This window comes from Nonomuraea fuscirosea (assembly GCF_035917475.1).
In the GTDB taxonomy this organism is placed as follows: domain Bacteria; phylum Actinomycetota; class Actinomycetes; order Streptosporangiales; family Streptosporangiaceae; genus Nonomuraea; species Nonomuraea fuscirosea.
The window spans coordinates 8,532,606-8,553,483 of the sequence record NZ_CP109074.1 but is presented as its reverse complement, the minus strand read 5'-3'; the positions used below and the strand labels follow the sequence as shown (position 1 = coordinate 8,553,483).

Sequence of the window (20,878 nt, the reverse complement as noted above, 5' to 3'; positions counted from 1 at the left end):
CCATGGCCACCATCAAGCATGTGGACGTCTATCCCCTGTCCCTGCCCCGCGAGGACGGTGTGGCGCGGTCGTACGGCACCCGGCCGCCCTGGCCGAGCATCTACGGCAGCCGTCGCGAGACCCTGGTCGTGCGCATCACCGCCGACGACGGCGCGGAGGGCTGGGGGGAGGCACTGGCCCCTGTCGCGCCTGAGGTGCCCGCGCGGGTCGTGGCGCAGCTCTTCGCCCCGGTCCTGGTCGGCGCCGATCCCCTCGCCGTGCGGCCCAACGTCGACGGGCTGCGCGATCTCATGCGCGAGCGCGGTCATCTCGGCGGCCACCAGGCCGACGCACTGGCGGCGGTCGACATCGCGCTGTGGGACCTGGCCGGCAAGCTGATGGACCAACCTGTCGCGCGGTTGCTGGGCGGCGCCTACCGCGACGTCGTGCCCACCTATGTGTCCGGCCTGCCGGGCAAGAACGACGCCGACCGCGTGGCACAGGCCCGTGACTGGGTGGCGCAGGGGGTCCGGCAGGTGAAGGTCGGCCTCGGTTACGGCGTACGCGCCGACATCGCCAGCGTGGCTGCCCTGCGCAGCGTGCACGACGATCTCCGGGTGGCCGTCGACGTGCACGGCGTGTACGGCCTCGCCGACGCGATCCGGCTGGGCCGCGCGCTGGTGGAGCTGGACGCCTGGTTCTTCGAGATGCCGCTGGCCTTCGAGGACGTCGCGGGGCACGCCGACCTCGCCGCCCGGCTGGACCTCCCGGTGGCCACCGGTGAGAGCATGCGGCACCGCTTCGAGTTCCGCCCCTTCGTCGAGGCGCGTGCCGTCGGCGTACTCCAGCCGGACATCGGACGCACCGGAATCACCGAGGGGCTGGCCATCGCGCAGTACGCCGAGACGCACCATCTCCCGGTGGCGCCGCACCACTCCGTAGGGCTCGGCATCGCGGTGGCCGCGGGCCTGCACGTGAGCGCCGCAGCGGGGAACCTGCTTGCGTTCGAGTACCATCCGACACTGTTCGGCGAGGTCAACCGCATCCTGTCGGAGCCATTGGAGGCGGCGCCGACGGGCATGGCGCTCCCGTCAGGGCCGGGCCTGGGGATCGAGGTGGACGCGGCGGAGGTGGAGAAGCTGATGGCCGCATGAGCGCGCGCAAAGTGGCGCTGGTCGGTGCGTCCACAGCCATCGGGCGGGCGATCGCCGAGCGCTTCGCCGCCGGCGGAGCGCAGGTGGTGGGCGTCTCGTTGGAGAAGTCTGATCACCACGTGCTGGCGGCCGACCTGGCCGCCGACTGCGCCGATCCAGAAGCGGCGGCGGCGGCCATCGCCACGGCCGCCGAGGTGATGGGCGGCCTCGACGTGCTGGTGCCCGCGGCAGGCTCCATGCCCATCGCCCGCGCCGATCGCACCACCGACGCCCAGTGGCGGGCGGCGCTGGCGGGGTGCCTCGACACGTTCTTCTTCACCGCGCGGGCGGCCCTGCCCTACCTGGGAGAAGGCGCCGCGATCGTCGCCGTGTCCTCGGTGAACGCCTTCCTCGCCGCGCCGTGGGTCGCGGCCTATGCCGCCGCCAAGGGCGGGGTCGACGGCCTGGTCCGGCAGCTCGCTCTGGATTTCGCGGGCAGGGGTGTCAGGGTGAACGCCGTCGCGCCGGGGATGGTCGGCGGAGCCGGCCTGCCCGACGCCGCCGGCGGCTATCCGCTCCGCCGCACCATCACTCCCGCCGAAGTGGCCGAGGCCGTCGCCTTCCTCGCCGGACCGGCCGCTTCGGGGATCACCGGCGTGGTACTGCCGGTCGACGGCGGGCTGTCGATCACCTCGCCGGCGGCCTTCGCCCGCGCCGACCTCAGGGCCCGTCTGGACGACGATGCCTGAAGTGGAGATCGGGGGGCGCTTCGGCCGCCTGTACGTGTGGCTCGACTGGCCGGTCCGGCTGATCGGGCTGAACCTTCTGTGGATACTCGGCGTGCTGGCGGGGCTGGTGGTCGGCGGGCTGGCCCCCAGCACGTACGCCCTGTACGCACTCCAGCGCTCCTACCTGCTCGGCCGATCGCCGCGGATGTGGCGGGACTTCTGGTCGCAGTGGCGAACGCACCTCTTGTCCGCGCAGGCGGCGCTCGGCGTGCCGCTGCTGACCGTGTGGGTGCTCGTCTTCTACCTGCTGGCCGCCCGTGGCACGCCGGTCGCCCCCGGCCTCGCCGTCCTGCTGTTCCTCTATCTCGCCACGCTGCTGCAGTTGCCCGCCGTACTGGTGCACCTGGACCTGGGCACGGTCCAAGTCTGGCGGGTCACGGTGGTGCTGGCGTGGAAGCGCCCGGGTGTGACGCTGGTCGCGGCCCTGCTGGTCGCCGTCCTGGTCGCCGGCGCCTGGTACGCGACGCCCGCCGCGCTCCCGTTCCTCGTCCCGGCGCTGCCGGCCCTGCTCGGCACCCTGGCCGCACGCCGTACGCTGCCCGAGTGACTGCCCGAGTGACTGCCCGAGTGACTGCCCGAGTGACCTGGCGATCAGGTCCGCAGGCTGGTCACGGTCGCGTGGTGGCCGAGGCCGGAGGAGATCTGATCGGCGTATTCGATGACCGTCATGGCCAGCTCGTCCTGGCGCTGGGCGAGGTTCATGGCCGACAGCGGCCCGGACACCGACAGCGCGGCCACGATGCGGCCAGTCCTGTCACGGATCGGCGCGGCCAGGCAGGCACGGCCGAACGCCAGCTCTTCCACCTCGGTCGCGTAGCCCCGTCGGCGCACCTCCTCCAGCGCCGCCGTCAGGGCTTCCAGATCGGTGATCGTGCGCGGGGTGTAGCTGGCGTACGAAGAGCCCAGCAGCTCGTTGATTTCGGCCCGTGACAGCTCGCTGATCAGCGCCTTTCCCATTCCGGTGGCGTGCAGTGGCCCGCCGTGGCCGACCAGCGTCGTGGGACGCGGCGCGCCGTGGCCTTCGAAATGGCACAGGTAGAACAGGCTCGGACCGTGCCGCTCGGCCACGTTGGCGCCCAGGCCGAGGGCCCGCGCGAGATTCTGGGCCGGCTGGCGCGATTGCTGGTGGACCGGGGAGTGGTTGAGGGCGACGCCGGCCAGCGTGATCACTCGCGGGCCGATGGAGTACAGGCCGCTGCGCTCGTCGTGCGCCAGGTAGCCAAGCGTGACCAGCGCGCCGACCAGGCGCGACACTGTCGACTGGCCCAATCCGGTGCTGGCGACCAGCTCGGAGATCCGGCGCGCGGGGTATTCCTCGCTGAAAGCGGAGAGCAGCGACAGCGCGCGCTCCACACTCTGGGTTCCACCTGCGGATTCACGCGCCGGCACGCGGGCCACCATGATCTTCACCTGTCCCCATCGCGGAATTGCCATCCACATCGTAGATGACATGCCTCCGCCATGTGGGCACTTATCCGTGGGATACGCCTCTGTAATATGGGCGACACATCTGTTATACAGGTCACTAATCTGATGAAGTCGAGGAGTGCTGATGCCCCCCCTTCGCCGAACATCCCTCACCGTCATCGCCGCGGCGTTGCTCGTAAGCGCTCTGCCCGCCCCCGCTTCAGCCGTCCCTCCTGGCGGGGCCGCCCTTGAACCGTGGACCCTGGTCAAGACCGTCATGGAGCCGGGGTATCAGGAGTCGGGCACCTGGCTGCCAGGCGCCCTGTCCGGGTTCGCCGGCGGCCAGGCCCGCTACAGCAACAAACCCGGCGACACCGCCTCCTGGTCGCTGACCGCTCCGAAGGCCGGCACGTACGAGGTCGACGTGTGGTACCCGCCGTTCCATACCAGCGCTCGCAACGCCGCGTACACCCTCACGCCCGGGGGCGACACGCGGGTCGTTGACCAACGCGAGGGCGGCGGGTACTGGCGCGCGCTCGGATCGGTGACCGCCACTGCGGGACAGAACGTCACGGTGCAGCTCACCGCCGGACCCGACCTCACGCCCGCCGAGCCTCTCGACGAGTACGCCCGCACCTACGCCGTCCGGCTGCGGCAGGGCGGCCCGCTCAACCCGCCGCCCCGCAACGGTCCCGACCTCGCCGCCTATCGCCTCACATTCGCCGACGAGTTCACCGAGCCCATCGACTGGGCGAACGGCCCATGGGATCCGCGCACCGACGTTCGGGGAAACAGCTCGCAGCGCGCCCAGAACGTCCGCTTCGATCCGGACATGGCAGGCACCGACGGCGCCGCCGTCATCGACCTGAAGGCTGAGACAGACCGCGGCAAGCTCTTCACCGGCGGCGGCCTGGTCTCCAAGCGACTCATGCGCTACGGCTACTACGAGACCCGCGTCCGGATCAACGAGGGGCCTGGCTGGCATCCCGCCTTCTGGTCCATGTGCGGCGGCGCCGACGGTGTCCACACGTGTCAGCTCGCCGAGATCGACGGCTTCGAGATCGACTCCATCCACCCGAACCGGGTGATCCACAATGTCTTCGACCACCGCCTCCCGCGCCGGCAGGTGACCAGCGGCTGGTACGACGTGGGCACCGACCTGTCCCAGGGCTGGCATGTCTTCGGCTACGAGTACGACGAGGCTGGTGTGCGGTTCTTCGTCGACGGCAGTCAGCGTGCCTACCTGGCTTACCCCGCTGGTCCTTTCGTGCACGACTGGATGAAGGTCTGGCTGACGGCGGTCGCCTACAACGACTACCCCGACACCGGGCAACTGCCCGCGACTGTCGCCTTCGACTACTTCCGCTTCTACGAGAAGGACTCCTACGGCGACAATGACGGCCCAGCCGCCGTCGGCTATACCGAGAGTGGTCCCGGCTGGGCCAAGTCGTCTCTGCCCGGCTTCGGTGCGCTGACTTCGCGGCAATCGTGCCAGCAGGGGGCCGCCGCCGAGTGGAAGCTGAAGGTGCCGGCCACGGGCCGCTACGAGGCGTTCGTCTACCGCACGGGGGCCGAGGGAGGCAACACTCAGGCGCTCGCGACGCTGAGCCTTGGCTCGGCCCGGCTGGCGGAACGGAGGATCGACTTCAGCGCCGCCGGCGCCGCCTGGATCTCTCTCGGCCAGGTCGACGCGTCGCCCGGCGGCGAATACACCTTCGAGCTGGCGCGGGACGGAGCGGGATGCATCCGTGCCGACTCAGTGAAACTCACACGTCGTTGAACCCGCTGGCTGCCAAGCTGCCGCGCCCGCTCCAGCCGGCCTTGGCGTGATGCGGCGGGCGGGCCGGGGGAGCCAGCCGTGAGCAATCACGGCAGGGCGCCCCGGTCCGACCCAACACGACAGGCCTATTCCTACGGAACTTCTGGGATCCGTTCACTCACGTTCGCTCACACTTTTGGGAACTGCTCAGAACCCTCAAGGATGGAGGCGCCCTACTCGAAGCGCACGGCGTCGTGCCTGGTGGCGTGGTCGATCAGAGGCAGCGCCAGCATCGTCGTGGCCAGGGCGGCCAGCGTGCCGCCGCCGAGGAACGCGGCGAAGTCCCAGCCCGGCGCGGGGTATGGCATCGCCAAGATGATCGAGTACGCCGCGGCGGGCACGGCGCCGAGCGCAGCCGACAGGAGCACCGTGAACACCAGGGGCACGGCTGTCTCCAGCAGCGCGATGCGGCGCAACTCGCCGAGGCTCACCCCGGTTGCGCGGAGCAGCGCGAAGGGACGGCGTCGTTCGGTCAGCCCGCCGATGAGGGAGATCGTCAGGCTGCAGCCTGCCACCAGCAGAACGAAGAGCGTGACCACGCGCATCACTGCCTCGATATCGAACAGGGCGTCGAACTCGACGGTCTGGCGGAAGACGTCGCGGTCGGTGCTAACGATCGCCCGCGGCAGCAGGGACGCGGCCTGGGTGCGGACGCGCTCTTGCCCGGCGACGGTGCCGTCTGTCGGTAGGTAAAGGGAGTGCACGGGCAGGGTGCCGGAGCCGGGCCGCGGCTCGACCAGCTTGCCGCCCGTGGCCCAGATTCCCATGGCGGCGGTGTCGGGCATCTGGACGTGGTCGCCCAGTCCCGGCGGCAGCGGGCAGGTCACCTGAACCATCTTGGCCAGCTCGGCGCAGGACACGGAAACACCGCCACCGGGCACGGTGCGTGCCACGACCACCTGGCCGGACATGAGCGGGGCGAGTGCTGAGGCGGGCTGGCCGCCGGCGTACACCTCCACCACGCCGGGGCGCAGTGCGGCGTCGAACGGCACCTGACGTGTGGCCTCCATCGCACCGGTGCCGAAGAGGCCGGCCAGGAGCGTGGTGACGAACACAGCCAGCGGGACACCACTGACCGCCCGGTAGGCACCTCGGGGATCGGCGGCGATGCGCCGGGCCGCTATGAGGGTGGTGACGCGCCTGCCGTACCGGATCATGGCCCGGCTGATGAGCAGGCACAACCGCGGCCCGATCACCACGGCGCCGACCAGGCTGCAGAGCAGCAGGACGTTGATGGGCCAGCCGGTGTCTGCCCTGAGGTCCGGCTGGTTGCGCAGCACAACGGCGTCGACGGCGAACCCGGCGACGCCGGCCACCACCGGGAGCGTCCGCCATGCGCTGGGTGGCGGCTGGGGTGCGCGTGCGCCGATGCCCTGTGGGGTGATCCGCACCCGGCGCAGCGACAGGACAGTGGCGGCCGTCGCCACCAGCGGCACGCCCACCAGGACGACGACCAGCTGAGCTGCCGGCACGGTGAAGTCGTCAGCGAAGAAGCGGCCGCCCTGATAACCCCCGTATTCCACGATGCCGGCGAGGATCGGGCGCGCCGCCAGGTAGCCGAGCAATCCGCCCGCGGTCCCCACCACGGCGCCGAACCCGGTCTCGGCTGCCGCCATCGCGGCTGTCTGCATCCTGGTCGCACCGGCCATGCGCATCGCGGTCAGGCGCTGCACCCGGCGGGCGGCGGAGATCCTCGCCACCATGATCATGAAGATCAGGATGGGGAAGAGCATGAGGATCGCCGCCACCACCAGGGTGAACCTGAGGAAATCCGTGAGATCCAGCGACTGGGTCTCGATCCCGTTCACCACCTGCGCTCCGCCAAGCCGGCGCAGCTCCTCGGGCGTATGGCCGATGACCGCCACGAGGTGATCCGGATGGCGCAGCCCCGCGTCACCGATGGTCATGGTGACTCGGCCGGGGATGCGATCCCCGAGTTGATCGGCCGGGGTGGCAGCGAGAAGGTCACGCATCGCCGGTGAGACGGCGACCTCTCCCGCTGCGGGAAGCCTGTCCAGCCCTGGCGGGATGGGCGGACGCGCCCCGAGCGCGGCCACGTGGACGCGGTGCAGCGGCCTGCCCGCGTAGTGGTCGCTGACCGCCAGCCACAGCGCCGGGTCAGGTGCCGTCGCCTCGGTCGAGGCCTCCGTGTCCTGCCACGCCGATCTTTCCACCCGCCCCTGCAGCGCGGACTGACCGGACAGCACCAGCAGCAGTAACACGACTCCGGCACCGACGCCCACGGCCGTCAGCACCAGCCGGAGCAGGCTCCCCCGCCCTGCGGCATAGGTCATCCGCAGCCCGAGCAGCACGCTCATCGCACAACCTCCGAGCCTCTGACCGGGTGGACGACCCGTCCGTCTCGCACAGTGACCGTACGATCGGCATAGGCTGCGACCCTCGGCTCGTGGGTCACCATGAGCAGGCAGGTGCCCTGGGCACGGACCTCGTCGATGAGCACCTCCATGACCTGGTCGGCCGCCACGGAGTCGAGCGCTCCGGTCGGCTCGTCGGCGAACAGCACACGGGGACCCGCGATCAGCGCTCTGGCGATCGCCACCCGTTGCCCCTGCCCGCCCGACAGGTCGATGGGCAGTCGGTCGTGGAGCCCGTCCAGGCCTAGCCGCGGCAGCCAATCCCGGGCGGTGGCGAGCGCGGCCCGGCGGCGATGCCCGGCCAGCAGCAGGGGCAGCGCGATGTTCTCCACCACCGGGAGCTCAGGCACCAGCTGCCCGAACTGGAAGACGAAACCGAAGATCATCCGCCGCAGCCGGGAACGCCGGTCGTCACCCAGAGAGTCGATCCGCATCCCGTCGAGGCTCACCTCTCCGGAGTCCGGGGTGAGGATGCCCGCCATGCACTGGAGCAATGTCGATTTGCCCGATCCGCTGGGTCCCATGACCGCCAGCACCTCCCCCGCGTTCACCGAGAGGTTGGCGCCGCGCAGCGCATGCGTCAGGCCGAAGCTCTTGTGCAGGTCGCGGCACGTCAGCAGGTCCATCATTGCCGCACCTCCGCCGCGAGCGAGGCCAGCCGCACGGCGGCGTGGTCGATCCAGCGCAGGTCAGCCTCGATATGGAAGAGCTGATAGTCGGCGAGCAACTCGGTGTGCGTCTCCGTCGCCTCGCGACGGATCTTGGTCAGCTCGCGCATCCTGCTCATGTGCCGCTCCCGCTGAGCGTCAAGGAACTCCTCGGCTGAGCGGCCGGAGATGAGCGCCAGCACGACCTTGGTGAACAGCACGTTTTGGAGCTGGGGCTGCGGATCTTCCGGCTCGGCCAGCCAGCGGTCCAAATCGGCCACCCCTTCCCGGGTGATCGCATAGCGCTTGCGGTCCGGTCCGGCGCCCGGCTCCACGCCCACGATCTCGGCCTGCCCATCGCGCACCAGCTGGGCCAGGGCACGGTAGATCTGGCTGAAGCGGATCGGCTTGGCATCGCCGAACCGGCGATCGTAGGACTGCTTCAGGTCGTAACCGTGGCGCGCGGTCTCCTCGATCAGCCCCAGCAGTGTGTAGGGAACGCTCATGCGCCACACTATACCCGACGGGTATACTCGTTGGGTATAGTTGTGCGCGCATGAGCGCCAGACAGAACTCTCCGCCCAGCTCAGGCAGGGTCAGGCATGGACAACGACCTCATCCGAGTGCGAAGGCTCTCACCCTGCGGGGGCGCTGTCCTTTACCCGAACTTGACGAAGGTCGGGAACGGAGCGCTGAAAGGTTCGAAGTTGCGGGAGCCGACGAATCCGGCGAAGACCTTGCAGCTGCTGTCGGGATACCAGGGGTTGAGCGGGCCGTCGTCCTGCTCGCGCTCGGCGAGCACCCGGTGCTGGGCGAGCACCTGCTGAACAACCGGCTGGGCATCACCCCCACCGCTGAGAGGCGTCTCACCCTGCGCGTCCTGGCCGCGCTCGACGAAAGCTCACCCGGATGACCACGCCTGCCCCGTCCCGCTGGCACAGCACCCACATCGCCTACCACGACGTACGGGGCCAGGACGACCTGCTCGGCGAGCCGGACGGGGGCATGCCGGCCGTCTGGAGGTCCTCGCTGCATACCCTGCGTGACCGGCTGACCGAGCTGAACGCGGCGCCGGCCGACATCGGCACCCCGGCGGCCGCCCTGGCACGGGTGCTGCGGCCCGAGGCCGCCGCTGTGCCGTACATCCTGCTGCGCTGCGCAGCAGGTGAAATGCTCCTCCACGGCGGCGACGCAAGCCTTCTCGCCGAAGGCGCGGTGCTCGGGCACGTAGGCGATGAACTCCACCGCGTCGTTGGGGGTGGCGCGGTGCAATTCGCGCCGCCTGGCGTCGTAGCGGTAGGCCCCCGCCGGCAGCCCTGTCACGCGCAGGGCGATCAGGTGGAGCGTGACCATGAGGTGGTCACCCAGGTCGCCAGGGCAGTTGGTGGAGGCGGCGGCGAGAACCTGGGCGAGCTCCCGGGGACCGATCGGTTCGGGTCGGTACCCGGTATGGGGTGAGACCCGGCGAGGGATGCCGTCGGAGAGCCGCGGCTTCCGGCAAGAAGAACACTTCTCCCGGCGTGCGGTGGGCGTCGACATGGGTGCGGGCGTCGGCTCGGGTCCTATCGTGCGCAAGCGGCAGCGGCGTCTGTCCGGCGTGGACGAGATGGTCATCTCCCTGGCTGCCAAGGGGCTGACCACCGGCGAGATCTCCGCTCACCTGGCCGAGGTGTACGGGGCCGAGGCGCCTCGGGCACTCTGGCCCAATCGGCCGCTGCCGTCCTTGCCCATTCCCGGCACCTCGTCGGTCGATCATCTGGAGCAGAACGTGGCCGCCGCGGGCCTGCAGGTGACCGATGACGACGTCGCCGAGTTGACCTCGGCGATATACCCCCGGTGAGGGCACCTGCTCCCGTTCCTGGCGGCCGGAACGGCGGGCTCGGCGAGCGACGCCCTCATGGGGCCCACGGCACCGGGTCACCTTGGCCGCCGGTCTCCTCGGCGCAGCCGGCCGAGGCAGGATCGGGGGGCGCCGAGGGCTGAGGGAGCGGATGAGCGGCAGGGTCGCCGGTCACGCAGGCCGGCGGCGTGGCGGAGCCGCGCGTCCAGCGATCCTGCGCGTCTGCGGGGCTGCCGGACACCGATGAGAACAGCAGCGTGCCGGCCGTGGCGACCACAGCCGTGCCGGCGGCCACGATCGCGGCGCCGCGACGCCGGCGATCGGCCCTCGATGACGCGGGGGCGGCCGGCGCCGGCGTCGCCGAAGCCGGCGACGCCGCATGCCTGCCCTCCGCCCGGCCCCGCCCAGAATCGCCGGCGGCACGGTGCTCGGGGCGGTCCACAGGACGGTGCAAATTGCGGTGCTGGTGACGCTGCTGACGGTGCCGATGACGGCTGGCAGGCCGAACGTCGCGCGCGGGAGCGGTGTCGCTGACGGCGGATGACGGTCCGCGGTCGCCGCCGACGAGGTCGCACAGCAGGTCCACGGCCGCCGGACGGGACGCCGGATTTTTGGCCAGGCACGCCGCAACCAGGTGGCGCAGCTCATCGGGCAGGCCGGACAGGTCGGGCTCGGCGTGCAGGACGGCGTTGAGCGTCGCCGGTACGGTACCGCCGGCGAAGGCCGGTCGGCCGGTGGCCGCGAAGACGATCGTGCCCGCCCACGAGAACATGTCGGAGGCGGGAGTGAGAGGCTGGTCGTCCAGCTGCTCCGGCGCCATGTACGCCGGCGTGCCCGCCGGCTCGGTCGAGCCGGCGGTCGCGTCCAGCGCGAAGGCGATCCCGAAGTCGATCACCACCGGCCCTTCCTGGCCCATGATCACGTTGCTCGGCTTGAAGTCGCGGTGCACGATCCCGGCCGCGTGGATCGAGGTCAGAGCGGTCAGCGTGGTGACCGCCAGCCGCTCCAGCCCGCCGCCGCTCCGCGGCCCGCCCTCCTTGACCAGTCTCTCCAGCGACGGCCCCGGAACGTATTCGCTGATGATGTACGGACGCTCCTGGGTGAAGCCGGTTTCCAGCACGCGGGCGGTGGAGAAGGTGGCCAGCCGCTGTGCGATCTCCGCTTCCCGGCGGAACCGTTCCCTGACGTGGGAGTCTGCGGCGAAGCAGGAGTGCAGTATTTTGATCGCCACCTGCCGCCCACCGGGGGACTCGCCGAGGAAGACCGCGCCCTGGCCGCCTTCGCCCAGCCGTCTCACCAGGTGGTAGCCGCTGACGTGTGCCGGGCCTTCGGGGTTCGGCACAGGAAGATCCTGCATGGTGTGTCACCTCTCCTGATCGTGCCGTGCCGCTCGGTCCCGGGCGGTCATGGCGGGCTCCTCCGGGAGTTACTTTTGGTTACTGATGTACTCTTCGACAACCGGTAACAGCAACGTGACCTGGTCACTTTCAGGTGGCGGAGGAGCCGATGCGCCCCACCGGCTTCCGCGACGCCTGCCGACCTTGGGTGACCAGGGCGTTTTCCTCTGATCACCCGGGGGCAGACTGCACCAATCCCGTCGTGCCGGCCGGGTGCGAGCGCAGGAGGCGCAGGTCATGGAGATGAAGCTGGAAGCGGTCGTGGTGCCGGTCTCGGATGCCGGGCGGGCCAAGGAGTTCTATGCGGGGCTGGGCCGGCGACTGGACGCCGGCGTCGCCACCGGTCAGGACTTCCGGGTGGTGCGGGTGACCCCTCCCGGCTCGCCGGCCGCGGTCATCTTCGGCACGTCGGTCACGTCCCAGACGCCGGGCTCGGCGCAGGGCCTGCACTTGATCGTGCTGATCGGATGACCACGACCAGGCTGCCCCGGCAGGAATGTGCGATCACCGTCCTGGGCGGGCCGACGGCTGTCATCGACATCGGCGGCCTGCGCATCGTCAGCGACCCGACCTTCGACGATGCCGGGCCGCACGGATACCTGACGAAAACGGCGGGTCCCGCCGTCCCCGAGGACGCCCTGGGCGCGGTCGACCTGGTGCTGGTCAGCCACGACGGCCACCCGGACAACTTCGACGAGCGCGGACGCGTGTTCGCCAGAACCGCCCCGCTGGTCATCACCGGCCCGCTCTCCGCGGCACGACTCGGTCCTCCCGCGATCGGCCTCGCCGGCTGGAGCGGCTATCAGGTGCTCCGCGGCGACGGCGCGGGCCATCTCACCGTCCAGGCGGTGCCCGCCGTCCACGGCCCCGAAGACGGCGATCGCGATGCCGACGGCAACGTCAACTGTGAGGTCACCGGGTTCGTCCTGTCCGGCCCGGGACTCCCCACGATCTACATCAGCGGCGACAACGCCTCCATCCGTACCGTGGCGGAGATCTCCCGCCGCCTGCCGGACATCGACGTAGCCGTGCTCCACGCCGGAGCGGCCCGCGTACCCGCGAAGTTCGGCGGGCGCCCCCTGACGTTCGACAGCCGGCGGGCCGCGGCAGCCGCGGCCGTCCTGGACCTGGATCTCGTGATTCCGGCCCACTATGACGGCTGGGCCCACTTCTCCGAGGGACTGGCCGACCTGGAGCTGGCCTTCGACGAAGCCGGCCTGACCGCGCTATTGCGGACGGCCCCGCACGGCACCTGGACACCTTTGCACCGCTGACGCCCTGACGCGTCACCCGATCACCCGGCAAGGTCGCTGTTTGTTGCGTAGGTGATACCGCATTGGGATGTACAGCGCCTGGTCAAGATCGCTTTCTCTTCCCTAAGGTTTCCTCCGGTTCTATCCCTTCCGTACCATAGAGGCACATTTGTCACTCTCATCCCGGCACAAGCATGTGCTGGCAGCATCGAGCATCGCCCTGGCCGCGTTCGCGGCCGTTCCACCCGCCGGCGCCGCCTCGACCGCCGCCCCGGCGTTATCCCTCTCCACCGCCGCCGCACCCGCGCGGACGGTCACTCTGATCACCGGTGACAAGGTGACCGTCACGACCGCGCCGGACGGTGGCGTGACCCGCACGGTGCTGAGCCCGGACGGGCGCCCCGCGGACGCTGTCACGCACGCGGAAGGCGGCGAGACGTACGTCTACCCCCGGTCTACCCTGAAGTACCTGGCGGCCGGTCTGCTGGACCGGAACCTGTTCAACGTCACCCGGCTGCTGGCGCACGGATACGACGACGCGCGGCGTGACCGCCTGCCGCTCATCGTCTCCTACACCGACGCCTCCGCCCGTGCCAGGACCGCCGCTGTGCCCCAGGGCGCCCGGCAGGTGCGCGCCCTGTCCAGCATTCAGGGCGCCGCCGTGGACGCTGACCGCTCGGCCGGGTTCTGGGCCTCGCTCACGAAGGACGCCCGCGTCCCCGGCGCCTCCGGTCGCGCGGGTGGCGAGGCGGTGCTCTCGGGCGGCATCGCCAAGGTCTGGCTCGACGGTAAGGTGAAGGCGGAGCTCGCCGAGAGTACCGCCCAGGTCGGCGCGCCCCAGGTGTGGGCGGGCGGCAACACCGGCGATGGGGTGGACGTCGCCGTCCTGGACTCGGGCGTCGACACCGCTCACCCCGACCTGGCCGGTCGCGTGGCGCAAGCCGAGACCTTCGTACCCGACCAGACGGTCGAGGACGGCCAGGGGCACGGCACCCACGTCGCTTCCACCATCGCCGGCACGGGCGCCGCCTCCGGAGGCAAGGAGCGTGGTGTCGCCCCCGGCGCCCGCTTGCATGTCGGCAAGGTCCTGGACAACGCCGGCGAGGGCCAGGAGTCCTGGGTGCTGGCCGGCATGGAGTGGGCCGCCCGCACCGAACGAGCCAAGATCATCAGCATGAGTCTCGGCGCGGACGCCACCGACGGCACGGATCCGCTCAGCGCGGCCGTCAACCAGCTCAGCGCCGAAACAGGCGCGCTGTTCGTGATCGCCGCCGGCAACTCCGGCCCCACCGGCTTCACGGTCGGCACGCCGGCCGCGGCCGACGCGGCCCTCGCCGTCGGCGCGGTGGACGGCGCCGACCGCCTGGCCGACTTCTCCAGCCGGGGCCCGCGCGGGGGTGACCGCGGCCTCAAGCCGGAGATCACCGCTCCCGGCGTCGACATCCTCGCGGCCCGCTCGCAGTACGCCGCCGAGGGCGACGGTCACTACCAGACGATGAGCGGCACCTCCATGGCCACGCCGCACGTCGCGGGCGCGGCGGCGCTGCTGGCCGCGCAGCATCCCGACTGGACCGGTGCCCAGCTGAAGGACGCCCTGGTCAGCACCGCCAAGCCCACCCCCGGCTACACCGCCGCCGAGGCCGGCAGCGGACGCCTGGACATCGCCGCCACCAGCGCGGCCACCGTGTTCGCCACGGCGAGCGCGTTCGCGGGCCACCGCTCGTACCCCGTCGAAGCGGGCGCCACGAGCACGAAGGAGGTGACCTACACCAACCTCGGGGACACTCCGGTCACCTTCGATCTGGCCACCCGCGTGAACGGCGCGCCGCAGGGCGCGTTCACGCTGTCGCGGCCGCAGGTCACCGTCCCGGCTCACGGCACGGCCACCGTACGCGTCACGGCGCACTACGACGAGGTGCCGGCCGACACCACGGTCACCGGCACGGTCGAGGCCACGGACGCCTCCGGCACCCCGCGCGCCCGCACCCTCATCGGCGCCGCGGAGGAGGGAGCCCGGCACGTCCTCACCCTCACCGCCAAGGACCGCGCCGGCAAGGCACTGGGCGGCGACCTCATCCTGACGGGCAAGAAATTCTTCGCCCCGCTCATCCTGGACCCCTCCGGCACCGGCAGCGTGCGCATCCCCGAAGGCACCTACACCACCTGGCTGGACGCCGACCTGGAGGGCGCGCACGGCCCCCACTCACGCGGCTTCGGCCTGCTCGCGGTGACCGACATCGCACTCGACCGGGATCGCACCGTCGTCATCGACGCGCGCAAGGCCCGGCGCCTGACCGCGCTCACCCCCAAGCTCAGCTCCCTGGACGGCATGCGGGTCGACGTCTACCGGGGCGTGGCCGACGACGACTACTCCGCCAGCAGCCGGTGGCCGGACGCGTCGTACGACAGCGTCTGGACGCTGCCGACCGGCGGCAAGGTGGGCGTGGGCGAGTTCGAGCTCGGCGGGCACTGGCGGCTGAACCAGCCGGCCCTGACCGTCTCCACCTCCGGCCACGTCTTCGACGACGCGCTGGTGCACCGCGGCGCGGCTCCGCTGCCCAAGGGCCGCCACACGATCGAGGCGATCTTCGCTGGCGACGGCGGGGCCGCCGCCTACCCGTCCAAGGGTGCCGCGGGCAAGGCCGTGGTCGTCCGGAACAACGACACGGTCAGCCGCGAGGACCAGGCCGCCGCCGCGGCGGCGGCGGGCGCGAAACTCCTGCTCGTCGTCAACGACGGCCCCGGCCGCATCACCCCCTGGAACGACCCGATCTACGGAGCGCCGAACCTGGCGCCGCTGACGGTGGCCTCGCTGGGCCTCGACGAGGGCGAGCAGCTGATCGCGCAGATCCAGCGCGGTCGGCGCACACGGCTCGACGTGACGTCGAACCCGACCACCGAGTACGTCTACGACCTGGTCCACCGCTTCAAGGGCGCCGTGCCCGCGGACCCGACCTACCGGCCAGGGAACAAGGACCTGGCCCGGGTGGACGTCTCGTTCCGTAACTACCGGCAGTCCAGGGCCATCGAGTCGCGCGACGACTACTGGCGGTTCGGGTACAGCACCGCGACGCCCATAGGCGCCTCGGAGGCGCTGGCCATGGGCGAGCGCACCGACTACGTCACGGCCGGGGTGTCCTGGCACGAGGCGGCGACGATCGTCCGCGAGGTCGGTCAGGAGAGCATTCGTCCCGTGACGTACCGGGCGGGCACCAGCACGGACCTGCACTGGTTCGGCCCCATCCACCGGCCGCGCTCGGCGCCCGAGACGTCGCCGCTGCGCCTGGACGACCTGCTGCAGGTGGTCCTGCCCAGCTGGGGCGACTCGGGAGCCGGCCACGTCGGCGACACCTTCCTCAACGGCATGGTGTCCAACTCGCTGAAGCTGTACCAGGGTGACACCCTGCTCGGCGAGGCGCCCTACGACCAGCTGCTCGTCACCGGCCTGCGGCCGGAGGCGCTGCCGTACCGCCTGGTGTCGGAGAACTCCCGCGGCACCTGGGCGAACCCCTACTCCACCACCACCCGCACCGAATGGGGCTTCACCTCCCAGGCAGGCGCCACGGGCGCGATCGAGCGGCTGCCGTTCATCCAGCTCGACTACGCCGTGGACACCGACGTCGCCGGCAAGGCGCGCCGCCGTGCCGACCTCACCGTCACCCCGTCCCACCTCGACGGCGTGGCCGGGGCCGGCGACCTGCGCACCCTCACCCTGGAGATCTCCTACGACGACGGGACGACCTGGGACCAGGCCCGCCTCGACCGGGGCAGGGACGGCTGGCGGACCCGCCTCGACGCCCCCGCCGGGGCCTCGTTCGTCACGCTCCGCACCGCCGCCGGCGACACCCAGGGCAACACCGTCACCCAGACCATCACCCGAGCGTTCGGCCTGAAGTGAGGCACACGGTGGGAGGGCCGCCGTCCGGCCCTCCCACCCGTTGAGTGGGCACCCTTGGCCCGGGGACAACGCCCGCAACACCTTCTACGCGCGGCAGGCAGCCGGCCGCCCCCGAGACGGTCCTGGCGTAAGGGGGCGCGTGGCTGTGTGTCCTCGGGCGAGCCGGGGCTCTTTCAGGTGAGGCGCTCCAGTGTCCGCTGTCCTTGGGCGGTGGTGGGCAGGCCGGCGAGCGCGCGCAGTGCGGTGGCTTTCATCAGGTTCTCGTCGGTGCCGCCCCGGGCCATGACGTCGATGCCGCGGGCGAGTGCGAGCAGCATGGCGGCGATCTCCTGTGGGTTCACGGCGGGGTCCAGATCACCATGCCGCTGCGCCGCGGCGCAGCATTTTTGTAATGCGTCACGCTGAGCGGCGAACGCCTGGCCGATGCGCTGGGCGGCTTCGGTGTCGGAGCGGCCCAGCTCGAGTGCGAATCGTCCGGCCATACAGCCGAGCAGATCTGGGTCGTCGAAAGTGTTGCGCAGGTTGCCGATCAGGTAGTCGTGCAGCCGCTGGAGGGCCGTGTCGTCGGGGCCTTCCAGCGAGGCCGCCACGGCGGCCTCCTGGTGGTCGCAGTAGTCGTGCAGTGTGCGCAGGAACAGCTGGTGTTTGTCGCCGAAGGCGGCGTACAGGCTGCCCCGACCTAGTTGCGACGCCGAGGCGATGTCATCCAGGCTGGTGCCTGCGTAACCGCTCTGGCGGAACTGGCGCTCGATGATCGCGAGCACCTTGCGCTTGTCGAAGCTCAAAGGACGCGCCATGGCGGAAACCGTATCCGATCGAAACTCGTTGCTGACAGTTCGGTCCAGAATGGCCGGCTTAGGCGGCTGAGGCCCGGACGGTGAACTGGCCGGCGTCGCCGAAGGTTTGCCGGTTGTTCGCGACGTACTGCTGGACCGTCATCGGAGCGTGATCGGCGATCACCTCGACGAGGTTGTTGGTGCCGGCGAAGATGCCCTGCTGGTAGTCGAGGGCCACGTTGCCGAAGTGCTGGACCAGGTGCTGCGGCAGCCCGCGTGCGAGCAACTCGCTCTGGTAGGTCTCGACGTCGACCGGCTCGTAGCGGACGGGGATACCCAGGACGCGCGCCATGATCTCGGCGATCTGGTAGTGGTTCATCTCCACCGGTCCGTGCAGCGGGTAGACCTGGCGGTCGTGCGAGGCGGGACGCTCGAGGACCGCCGCGATGACGTAGGCCTGGTCCACCCCGGCGATCGGCGCGTGACGGCCGTTGCCGAACGGCAACGCCAGCACGCCGGAGTCGCCGTCGCGGTGCCAGCCCCAGGTCAGCCACTCGGCGAAGAATGTGGGCCGCAGGTGCGTGGTGCGGAAGGGGCCGCGGTCCAGCAGGCGTTCGGCGAGCCAGTGCTGCCGGGCGGCGTTGCTCTTGGCCTCCCGCCGGGCGGAGATCTGCGACATGTTGACGATCGCGTCGACGCCCGCCTCCGCGGCGGCCTGGGCGACGTTCGCGGTGACCTCCACCAGTCCGGGCTCGATCGGGTAGCAGAGGTAGACGCCTTCGGTGCCGCGCATGGCCGTGCTGACGTCCCGGAAGTCGAGCAGGTCCCCGATGAGGACGTCGGCGCCCAGGTCGGCCAGTGCGCGGGCGCGGGCGTCGTCGCCCCGGACCAGGGCGGTGACGGCATGACCACGTTCGCGCAGCAGACGCACGCTGGCGGCGCCGGTCTTGCCCGTGGCGCCGGTGATCAGGAAGCGGCGATCGGTGGAGTTCATGGCTCGGCCCTTTCTGAAGGGGTGGGTGGCGGAGCCCGCTCCCGCTGGTGAGCGGGTGACGGGTCTCCCCGACCCGGTTCTGGACTGTTCTGCCAACAACTCTAGCGCGTTCTGGAACGATTCGCCAAAAATCGCTGCTCAGGCGACCGGCCGCAACCGGTCGAACCGCGCCGACGCGGCGCCCAGCGCGCTGTCGGCGTACGCCTGGATCGTGGTGCTGGGGTAGCCGAGCGGCGGCGCGCTGACCGCGTCGAGGGCGGCGAAGTGCTCGGGGGAGAGCTCAAGTTCGAGTGCGGCCAGGTGGTCCTCCAGCTGCTCGACCGTGCGCGGGCCGATCACCGGCACCACCGCGGTCGACCAGCGGCGCGCCGACTGCCGCAGCCAGGCCACCGCCACCCGCGCCAGCTTGGCCAGTTCATACGGATCTCCCATTTCATGAACGGACCGGACGGTCCGGACCGATCGGTCCGATCAGGATGGCACCGGGGAGAGGATGGGTCAAATGGGGGTCTCAGCCCGTCCGCCGGTACCCTAGGCAGGTCGGACTGATCGGTCCGAGTGTGGTGCGGACAGGAGAGGCGGGTTCAGGTGGCTCGATCACCGGCCTTCGACGTGCGGGCGCGCATCCTCGAGGTGGCGACCAGGCTCTTCGATCGCCATGGCGTCCGCGCGGTCGGGACGAGCTGCATCATCCGCGAGTCCGGCATCGGCAAGAACCTGCTCTACCAGCACTTCCCGGCGAAGGCGGACCTGGTCGCGGCCTACCTTGATGAGTCCTACCGGGACAAGGTCCGCACGACGCTCCGTCCGGCGGAGCCGGGCGATCCGCGCGCCGAGATACTCGCGTTCATCCGGAGCTTCGTGGCCGAACCCCGGACGGCATGGCTGCGGGGATGTCCCGCCCGCAACTACCTGGTGGAGTTCCCAGACGACGGGTCAGATGTCTTGGGCCCGGTGCGGGCCGCGGCCGACCGGCTACGCGAGGGCCGTGCCGTGCTCGACGAGCTGATCGCCCGGCTCGACGTCGAGCGGCCCGGCGAGCTCGCCGAACAGCTGTGGCTGATGATCGACGGGTTGTGCCTGCAGGCGGCGTATCGGTCGAGATTCGACGGCGCCGCAGCCGCGGGGGTGAGGGCCGCCATCCGGACAGCGGAAACCCTGATCGACGTGGCGTGCGCGCCCTCCTGACCGGGGCTGTCAGGAGAGGCCGGCGACCCAGCGGGCGGTCGGCACGAAGGTGCGCCGGGTGGTGTCGCTCTCGCTGAGGTAGGTGCCGATGAGAACCGCGTCGCGCAACATGACGAGGGCGTCCACTTTCGTGCCGACCTCCTCCCGGCCGGCGGCCGCCAGACATTCAGCGTGATCTGGCGTGGAACCCCGGGCGTTTACGCCTGGGAGGAAACAGCAGCGCGGGAGGGCCTCCAGACGTGTACCGCTTCAAATCTCGTGCACGTGGTTTGATCTGGTGTTTCTTCGGGTTGGTCAGGCGGCGCGGTGGTACTCGTTGATGGCGCCGTTGAGCACCTGCCGGCGCTGAATCCGGCCTTCCAGCGGCACCACGACGTCCTCGTCTTGATCAGGTGGGCGTTGCCGGCGGGACTGGTGCGGGCGGTGCACGTTGTAGTGCTCGGCGTACTCGTTCAGAACCGATCGCAGGTGGCGTTGGTCGTAGATCAGCATGCGGTCGGTGCATTCGGCTCGGACGGTTCGGATCCAGCGTTCGGCGTAGCAGTTGGCTCGGGGTGTTCGTGGCGGTGTCCTTATCACCGTGATGCCCTGGCTGGTGAAGATCTCGTCGAAGGCGGCGGTGAACTTGGCGTCTCGGTCACGGATGAGGAACCGAAATGACCTGGCCCAGTGGCCAAGATCCATGAACAGGTTTCTCGCCTGCTGAGTCGTCCAGGCGCCTGTTGGGTGAGCGGTGACGCCCAGGATGTGCACGCGTCGCGTTTCCACCTCCATCACGAACAACACGTACAGGCGCTTCAGGAAGACCGTGTCGACGTGGAAGAAGTCACAGGCGAGCAGTCCCTTCGCTTGCAGCCGTAGAAACGTCCGCCAAGAGGTGTCGAGGGTTCGTGGCGCCGGACTGTGCCGGCGTGAACGCAGGATCCGCCGCACGGTCGCCGCGCTGACCTGCAAACCGAGCCGAACCAGTTCACCGTGGACCCGCCGGTAGCCCCATCTTGGGTTCTCACGGGCCAGGCGGAGGATCAGATCCCGGACCTCTTTGCTGGTTCCGGGACGGCCGGTGCGGCGGGGGTAGGTCCAGGAGCGTTTGATCAAACGACGATGCCAGGCCAAGAGGGTACCTGGGGTGACCAGCCGAGGCGCGCGCAGCACCGACGGCAGGACACGGGCCAAGGCCGCCAAGAACACTCCATCGGCCCAGTCCGGCTTCGGCCGCACAACCTGACGCTTCAACACCGCAACCTCATGGCGGAGCACCATGATCTCGACATCCTTGAACGCCTGGCCACGCCCCAGCAACACCAGCCAGCCGAACACCCGGATCAAGGTCAGATACAACAGACGAACCGACACAGACCGCGATCCTGCCTGTAGGGCCTCT

At 70.5% G+C, this 20,878-nt stretch carries 18 protein-coding genes and 2 pseudogenes; 10 read left to right on the top strand and 10 right to left on the bottom strand.

Translation table 11 applies throughout. The features are described 5' to 3' along the window. Positions 1-2 precede the first annotated feature (2 nt). From OIE67_RS38885 to OIE67_RS38875, 3 genes are read left to right on the top strand one after another with little or no spacing between them, the layout of a single operon-like run. Positions 3-1,133: a mandelate racemase/muconate lactonizing enzyme family protein gene (locus OIE67_RS38885; RefSeq protein ID WP_326629879.1), complete on the top strand. Its 1,131-nt coding sequence runs from the start codon at positions 3-5 to the stop codon at positions 1,131-1,133. Continuing rightward, positions 1,130-1,861 (top strand): SDR family NAD(P)-dependent oxidoreductase, encoded by a 732-nt coding sequence (locus OIE67_RS38880; protein WP_326629877.1) that lies wholly within the window; start codon positions 1,130-1,132, stop codon positions 1,859-1,861. The genes OIE67_RS38885 and OIE67_RS38880 overlap by 4 nt, the downstream gene beginning before the upstream one ends. Before the next feature lies 1 nt (position 1,862). Further along, positions 1,863-2,447, top strand: a complete 585-nt coding sequence (locus tag OIE67_RS38875; protein WP_326629875.1) for a YesL family protein — start codon at positions 1,863-1,865, stop codon at positions 2,445-2,447. A 44-nt stretch (positions 2,448-2,491) separates the two neighbouring features. Here the strand turns inward: OIE67_RS38875 and OIE67_RS38870 are convergent, their stop codons facing one another. Further along, a complete protein-coding gene (locus OIE67_RS38870) occupies positions 2,492-3,301 on the bottom strand; it encodes an IclR family transcriptional regulator (protein WP_326645608.1) in 810 nt (269 codons plus the stop codon). Positions 3,302-3,452: 151 nt separating this feature from the next. On the opposite strand from OIE67_RS38870, the gene OIE67_RS38865 reads away from it, so the two are divergent. Then, positions 3,453-5,087, top strand: a complete 1,635-nt coding sequence (locus tag OIE67_RS38865; protein WP_326629873.1) for a golvesin C-terminal-like domain-containing protein — start codon at positions 3,453-3,455, stop codon at positions 5,085-5,087. A gap of 212 nt (positions 5,088-5,299) precedes the next feature. Here OIE67_RS38865 and OIE67_RS38860 read toward each other — a convergent pair whose 3' ends face one another. The 4 genes from OIE67_RS38860 to OIE67_RS38845 form a co-directional block, all read right to left on the bottom strand. Next, a complete protein-coding gene (locus OIE67_RS38860; protein WP_326629872.1) occupies positions 5,300-7,444 on the bottom strand; it encodes an FtsX-like permease family protein in 2,145 nt (714 codons plus the stop codon). Continuing rightward, positions 7,441-8,130 carry an ABC transporter ATP-binding protein gene (locus OIE67_RS38855; protein ID WP_326629870.1) on the bottom strand — a complete coding sequence of 230 codons (690 nt, stop codon included), beginning with the start codon at positions 8,128-8,130 and terminating at the stop codon, positions 7,441-7,443. Before OIE67_RS38855 ends, OIE67_RS38860 begins: the two co-directional genes overlap by 4 nt. After that, positions 8,127-8,654 (bottom strand): PadR family transcriptional regulator, encoded by a 528-nt coding sequence (locus OIE67_RS38850; protein ID WP_326629868.1) that lies wholly within the window; start codon positions 8,652-8,654, stop codon positions 8,127-8,129. Before OIE67_RS38850 ends, OIE67_RS38855 begins: the two co-directional genes overlap by 4 nt. 152 nt (positions 8,655-8,806) lie before the next feature. Further along, positions 8,807-8,968 (bottom strand): hypothetical protein, encoded by a 162-nt coding sequence (locus OIE67_RS38845; protein WP_326629866.1) that lies wholly within the window; start codon positions 8,966-8,968, stop codon positions 8,807-8,809. 89 nt (positions 8,969-9,057) lie between these two features. Here OIE67_RS38845 and OIE67_RS38840 point away from each other — a divergent pair, with 89 nt between their 5' ends. Together OIE67_RS38840 and OIE67_RS38835 are read left to right on the top strand one after the other, a co-directional pair. Continuing rightward, positions 9,058-9,606 carry a hypothetical protein gene (locus OIE67_RS38840; RefSeq protein WP_326629864.1) on the top strand — a complete coding sequence of 183 codons (549 nt, stop codon included), beginning with the start codon at positions 9,058-9,060 and terminating at the stop codon, positions 9,604-9,606. Positions 9,607-9,712: 106 nt separating this feature from the next. Beyond that, positions 9,713-9,865: pseudogene (locus OIE67_RS38835) on the top strand (transposase); the annotation flags it as partial. Between the two features lie 178 nt (positions 9,866-10,043). On the opposite strand, the gene OIE67_RS38830 reads toward OIE67_RS38835, so the two are convergent. Further along, positions 10,044-11,345: a serine/threonine-protein kinase gene (locus OIE67_RS38830; protein WP_326629862.1), complete on the bottom strand. Its 1,302-nt coding sequence runs from the start codon at positions 11,343-11,345 to the stop codon at positions 10,044-10,046. Between the two features lie 277 nt (positions 11,346-11,622). Between OIE67_RS38830 and OIE67_RS38825 the strand changes: the two genes are divergently transcribed. From OIE67_RS38825 to OIE67_RS38815, 3 genes are all read left to right on the top strand, one after another. Continuing rightward, positions 11,623-11,856: a VOC family protein gene (locus OIE67_RS38825; RefSeq protein WP_326629860.1), complete on the top strand. Its 234-nt coding sequence runs from the start codon at positions 11,623-11,625 to the stop codon at positions 11,854-11,856. Then, positions 11,853-12,659, top strand: a complete 807-nt coding sequence (locus tag OIE67_RS38820; RefSeq protein WP_326629859.1) for an MBL fold metallo-hydrolase — start codon at positions 11,853-11,855, stop codon at positions 12,657-12,659. Before OIE67_RS38825 ends, OIE67_RS38820 begins: the two co-directional genes overlap by 4 nt. Before the next feature lie 148 nt (positions 12,660-12,807). Next, the gene (locus OIE67_RS38815; protein WP_326629857.1) at positions 12,808-16,536 is read left to right on the top strand and encodes a S8 family serine peptidase; all 3,729 of its coding nucleotides are present in this window, start codon (positions 12,808-12,810) and stop codon (positions 16,534-16,536) included. Positions 16,537-16,709: 173 nt separating this feature from the next. Here the strand turns inward: OIE67_RS38815 and OIE67_RS38810 are convergent, their stop codons facing one another. From OIE67_RS38810 to OIE67_RS38800, 3 genes and pseudogenes are all read right to left on the bottom strand, one after another. After that, the gene (locus OIE67_RS38810; protein WP_326629854.1) at positions 16,710-17,333 is read right to left on the bottom strand and encodes a TetR/AcrR family transcriptional regulator; all 624 of its coding nucleotides are present in this window, start codon (positions 17,331-17,333) and stop codon (positions 16,710-16,712) included. A 58-nt stretch (positions 17,334-17,391) separates the two neighbouring features. Continuing rightward, complete coding sequence (locus OIE67_RS38805; protein ID WP_326629852.1) at positions 17,392-18,306, bottom strand: NmrA family NAD(P)-binding protein; 915 nt, start codon at positions 18,304-18,306, stop codon at positions 17,392-17,394. 138 nt (positions 18,307-18,444) lie between these two features. Beyond that, positions 18,445-18,744: pseudogene (locus tag OIE67_RS38800) on the bottom strand (aldo/keto reductase); the annotation flags it as partial. 174 nt (positions 18,745-18,918) lie between these two features. On the opposite strand from OIE67_RS38800, the gene OIE67_RS38795 reads away from it, so the two are divergent. Further along, a complete protein-coding gene (locus tag OIE67_RS38795) occupies positions 18,919-19,494 on the top strand; it encodes a TetR/AcrR family transcriptional regulator (protein ID WP_326629850.1) in 576 nt (191 codons plus the stop codon). Between the two features lie 294 nt (positions 19,495-19,788). On the opposite strand, the gene OIE67_RS38790 is transcribed toward OIE67_RS38795, so the two are convergent. Further along, complete coding sequence (locus OIE67_RS38790; protein ID WP_326629848.1) at positions 19,789-20,850, bottom strand: integrase core domain-containing protein; 1,062 nt, start codon at positions 20,848-20,850, stop codon at positions 19,789-19,791. Positions 20,851-20,878 lie beyond the last annotated feature (28 nt).